The organism is Edaphobacter sp. (genome assembly GCF_035532915.1).
GTDB lineage: Bacteria > Acidobacteriota > Terriglobia > Terriglobales > Acidobacteriaceae > Edaphobacter.
Map to the genome: position 1 here is coordinate 1 of NZ_DATKQC010000472.1, position 5,379 is coordinate 5,379.

Genomic DNA, 5,379 nt, shown 5'->3' on the forward strand with positions numbered 1-5,379 from the left:
TGTCGAAGTCGAAGTCCCCGCCATTCAGCGCCGCTGTCTGCGAATGAAGGATGTAACTGCCCTCCATCCGAAGCTGGCGGCCAAGGATGTACGCAATCAGGGGATCGGGAAGATCGGCACGTCCCAATGCTTGTTTGAACATGGGAACCAATTCGCCATCCGTAAGGTGCCGAACCGGCAGAAGATCTTCCTGCATCCTGATTGGGTAGCGGATGCAGAGGCTCTTTTCCGCTGTGAGAGAAGTAATCGCGGCGTTCTCCGGGACCCAGTCCGAAGCCGAGAGGATCTTCCCCTCGTATTCGATCAGGATCCCATCATCCACCAGGGCGAAGGAGGGCAGTTTGAAGCCGGCGCTCGTGCAGGTACGCCAGCCCCAGCGAGCGAGATTGCGGTTGAGCCAGTTCAAGACGTAAGGGAACTTGATGGCGCTCCCACTCTTGTCTGCCAGAAGAACCGCCTCGACCGGATCCCAGGTTGTGGGAGACGGGCCGGCATTGCCCTCGAGTGCTTCGGGGTCAAAACTGGTGTCGAAGGAAGGAGTTTCCGACTTACCCAATAGCTTGAGCAGGTCCCGATAATCGCCTTCCTCGCACGCCCTCCTCATCGTGCGAACGTTCTCTAGCCCTCGGACCATGATTTCAAGTTCGAGAGCTTCCTCGGAAGCATGTTCCACAAGCGTGGAACTGGCTTCGAATTCCGATTCTCTCGACCATTGTTTGATCCCGAGAATCGCTGGCCCTGTGTATAAATGGCCGGATGTCCGAAGTTGCGGCAGAAAACGGACTCCTCCTTTGAGCGCTGGCTTGCAGGAGCTCTCTGGAAGGATGATGTCGACCCCGAGCTTGTCGGCAGCGCGGTCGCTCATCGTTTTAAATCCACCTTTTGCCTGCTTCGGTTCGCGTGCGTCGAATGCCAATCGGAACTGCGAAAACCACGTTGGTTTGAGGCGGAGCTTGCGGTATATCGATTTCCGAATCCAACCGCGGCAATCGTTGGTGCCAAGAACATGGTCCTTGACCACAGCAATGCTTAGATTGGGCTCTTCTGTTACCAGTTTGCAGTCGGAGATCAGGATCGAAAAATAGGTGATCGCCGCTTCCGGCCAAAACTGATAGCGCTCAGCAATTGGCTTCGCGTGCGGTTCGTCGACAAAGTAGAACTTGCCGTCCTTCGCCGAACCACTCGCGCCTGCAAGCTTATATCGCACTCCGTCATAGACGAGGTTTTTCATACGTTCCTCGACCAAAGATTCCTCATAGGCACTCAACTCATTCGGTACACTGACTCGCGCTACTCGTATGCCTGGATACAACCGCCCGATCAACTTGTCATCGAGCGTGTCTTTCCGGGTGATTCTGGTGGCCTTGCGGGTCACTTTTCCAGCTTCGTCGATCTTCAACTCGAGAATGAGTCTCCAATCCTCTGCCGCATCTTGTGTCCTGTTCGCTGTCATTGTTTTCTCCTCGCTTGTCTGGCGCTCGAGACGACCGGGAGAACTGGCTGTCCCAGTTTGTCTCCCTTCTCTCCTGGCGCCCTTGTTAGGGGTGGTGTGAACCGAGCCAGGTTTCAGGTGTCGAAACCGGGTCAGCGGAATTCCTCATCGCTCATGCGATAAGGACTCAAGAGAGGCCAACAGGGACCGTATCTCAGGTGTGTCTCCTCTTTGAAACCATTGGCTGACCTCAGCGGACGCTACTTCTGTAACGGACGCTTCACTAAAACCGGAGTACCTCCTTGTACTTCTGCTTCTGCCTGGTAGGGCATGACCACGTAGATCACGCGCTCCTTTGACTGGAATGCTTTGATCAAAGCGTCGCTCTCGTTCTGCGCTTCCTCACCCAACTCGGGCTTCGTCGGGGACGATCCTTCTTTGGCGAGGAAGTATCGTGCCTCTTCGATCGAACGTGATTTTCGGGGCCGCTTTGCTGGTAGCCGCTCCATCGTTTGCGGCTTTTGCGTGGCTGCTTCTTTGGCGGTGGCTTCCATTGGTTTCCTCGCTATTCCTGTGGCTGAGTTGTGTCTGGCATGGCGAGAATGCGGCCACGCCGCTCGTCATCGATCGGACGTTCGGAATACTCGGCGACCCACAGTCCGTCCGGGTTCATGTCGGTCCTGTGATCGGCCAGCAAACGGATTCGATATTCACTGACGAAGTGGTCGGTCGTCTCCGTGCCTTTGGTCAGGTGGTGGACGTCCTTCACACCGTAAGCGAGAAATGTAAGGGGCTCGCCAGGGATAGTGTCGACCGCGCGCAGATGAAAGACCGATTGGACCTGATCGTCGTCGACCTTTCCACGCGTGTTGTCATCGGCCATGGCTTTCAAGGTGTAGCTGCGCAGATTGCGCGTCATCATGTTGAGGCTGGTGGCCCAACGCTCATCGACATCGGAAGGCATGTAGTTGAGATAGGTCGTAAGAAATCGCTTGACGAAGGCTTCATTGAGCAATTCATCCGTTCCGGCGGTTGCCGCGGAGATATCTGGACCCTTCGCGCCGCGTCCTAGCACCGTGGCTTCTCCATTCGCCCCAATGCGTATCACCGTGGGGGGCTGAAGTCGCACGAAAACCGCGAAGATGATTGCGATCACTGTCAGCGATAAGGAGATAAATGCAATGATCCATGCGCGATTACCATTGGCGATTTCGGGCCCGTACACTTCGTAGTATTTCGGCCGTACATCGGCTTCCACTTCTTTGGCCGTTGCTTTTGTCTGCGCCATGATTGCTCTCCCTTATGCCCCAGAACTTCCATCTGGCTTGGTTTCGTTGTTGCGCCGGACCTCGTTGTAGCTTTCCGAAAAGTTCAAGCCGGCCAAGTTCACTGAGTCTTTTGCAGTCGTTGCCACCCGGCTCGCAGTGTTGTTCACTGCACCGGTGACGGCGCTCGATGCTCTCTGCGCAGTCTCGACCGGATGAGATACCGCATGAATGGCTGATTGGGCCGCTCGCCCCGTGTTCACCGACGTATTGGCGACGGCGCCGGCTACTCTGCCGGTATGGGTTCCGATCTTGCCTGCGGTGTCCACCGGATTTCTTGCTGCCGCCGTTATCTTTTCGGCGACGGCGCCTACTGCCATGCCGCTTGATACCGCTCCGTAGGAGGCGAGCCGTGCCGCATGATAGGCACCCCAGGTGGCGAGTCCCGCTCCCCGCGCGCTGGGCGGTCTCGAATGTTGCCGCGAACCGCCTGCTCCCTTCGTGGGGGATGAGGTATTGCTCGTAGCGGTCTTTGAAGCGGACTGCTCCGGGCTGGCAGCGGTACCCGAACTCGGTGAGTCATCTTCGGCCTTGTTGCCGTACATAATCTGGCCAATATTCCTGCGCATTTCGGCGGCGTGCAGTCCGGCCGTGGGCTGAAAGCCGGTGGTTTCCGCCTGCCCTGAACTACCCATCTCACCACCGGATGCACCATTTTCTGGGGCACCGGAATCCTTGTTCCCTGCGTCCTCGTCCTTGGTTCCGGTTGGAGTCTTGCTTGTTGCCGGATTGTTGGACGCCTTCGATAGAGAAGCATCCTGCCCTTTTTGAACGGGAGCCGGCTGGTTGCCATTTCCCGCGATCGAAGTCGATCTGGAGGCTGCGCTCTCGGCCGCCGTCCCTGCGCTCACTCCAGTTCCTGAAGTTGCTCCTGCGGCAGCCGCCCCCGCACCTATTCCCTCGATTGCGGCCGCGCCGGCGGTGATGGCCGTGGCAGCAGCGCCGATCAGCGCTGCCGCCGTCGCTCCGACATCTCCACTCACGATCCTCTTTGCGATAAACGGAATGATCGCGATGGCGAACGAGAAGATGATGCTGGCAAAACCGATCAGGAAGGATCCCTCAAGGTTTCCCAGCCCTCCCAGAAAGTTGTTCTGATTGAGCATCTGCCCCACTTGCCCCATCTGGACGGCGCTGAGGAGCGCTCCAAAACCTCCGTACAAGACCGGCCACGCATTCCAGATAAAGACATTCTCGGCGTAAGACTTGGCCAGACGGTTCGTAGCTCCCAGCGGCATCAGGCCAATCACGATCGGCCCAAAGATATAAAGGATGCTGCCGTACAGGATGTAAAAGAAGCCGAAGATCACGATCACGACAGGGTAGAGCACATACGCAATCAGGATCAGCATGGCATCGATCAAACCGGCCACCGACCCGGTGATCAGTCCCCACATCTTCTGAAAGCCAATCTGACTGAACTGCGTCTGGAGATCGCTGGCCCAGTTCTCGAAGAGGTTACCTGCGCCGGACGCGCTGTTGACCCAGTTGCCGGCGTTGACGAAGCCTTGATTGAGGGTCGTAAAGATGGCGTGGTAATTCATCACGACGATGGCCGTGACCACGTACTTGATGAGATTCGTGCCCAATCCGCGGACATCGCCTCCATGCAGGGCCGACTGATACACCTGCCACAGAAATCCGACCACTAGGATGACGTAGGCCACATTCTGCATCCCGGCGGTAATGTTGGTCGAATCGATTCCCGCAACTGCCTGCGTGAGGAAACGCTCGAACAGATTCAGCTGCGTCGCCTGGAAGAAGGCGAGCACTGAGATTGCGGGATGGAGAAACGCAGTCATTATCACGATTACCTGTTTGTCAGCGATCCCTGGATCAGGCCGTTATTGCTGCTGTTGTCGGTCGCAGCCAGCTTCGCCATTTCACTCTGGTTGGCGATATCGATCCCGCGGGTGCGCATCAATTCCGCCAGGGCCGCCTGGGTATAGGCATTGGCCCGCACCAGCCAGACATCGGCCTCCGCTTCCAGGATCGGGGCGCTCCCCGGGGCGGCAGCGGAGATCTGTTGGCCCATCTTGTCCGCCTCCGCCAACTCCGCGTCGGCGAGGGCATCGATCTCGATGGCGCGCTTCATGGCGTCCTGCGCCTGCGCGTCGGTCATATCAGCCATGTTGCGCACCTGAGGCGATGCCGCGTTCTGCGCCATCACAACGCCATACACGTTTTGAAACTGGGGAGAGACGTTCGCAACGTTGTTTGCGTTGCGGGAAAGCAGGATGGATTCAAGACTTTGCGATTGCGGCAAGGTGGCGCTCGATACGTTCACGCGGAACATGCCGCTTACCTGACTGAACTGGCCCTCGAACTGCTGCACGGAACTCCTGGCCTGGTTGATGGCGGTAACCGGATAGACAACTTCCTGCTCATAGGTCGCGATGCTTTGCTGCGTCTGATTGATGGTCGCGAGAGGCGCAGCCACGTAGGTATTCATCAACGACTCAATCTGGGACAGACCGGCCTGAATCGCCGCGACACCGACTCCGAATTGTCCATGTACCGGCGACGGGACAATGAGCAACGCGAGGAGTATCGCCGCCGCTGTTTTCCATACGCTCGGCCGATACCATGGGGGTTCCTTCGGCGCCTCGACTTCAATATTGG

The 5,379-nt window shown here is 57.4% G+C and carries 5 protein-coding genes; all 5 read right to left on the bottom strand.

What is annotated here, in order from left to right; translation table 11 throughout:
* Positions 1 to 1,453 (bottom strand): hypothetical protein (locus VMU57_RS22065; protein WP_325387381.1); only part of this gene is annotated, 1,453 nt, incomplete at its 3' end.
* Positions 1,454 to 1,692: 239 nt separating this feature from the next.
* A complete protein-coding gene (locus VMU57_RS22070; RefSeq protein ID WP_325387382.1) occupies positions 1,693 to 1,986 on the bottom strand; it encodes a hypothetical protein in 294 nt (97 codons plus the stop codon).
* 11 nt (positions 1,987 to 1,997) lie between these two features.
* A complete protein-coding gene (locus VMU57_RS22075) occupies positions 1,998 to 2,720 on the bottom strand; it encodes a VirB8/TrbF family protein (RefSeq protein ID WP_325387383.1) in 723 nt (240 codons plus the stop codon).
* Positions 2,721 to 2,732: 12 nt separating this feature from the next.
* On the bottom strand, positions 2,733 to 4,559 hold the full coding sequence (locus VMU57_RS22080) for a hypothetical protein (RefSeq protein ID WP_325387385.1): 1,827 nt from the start codon (positions 4,557 to 4,559) through the stop codon (positions 2,733 to 2,735).
* Between the two features lie 8 nt (positions 4,560 to 4,567).
* Positions 4,568 to 5,379: hypothetical protein (locus tag VMU57_RS22085; RefSeq protein ID WP_325387387.1), on the bottom strand; the 812-nt coding region annotated here is incomplete at its 5' end.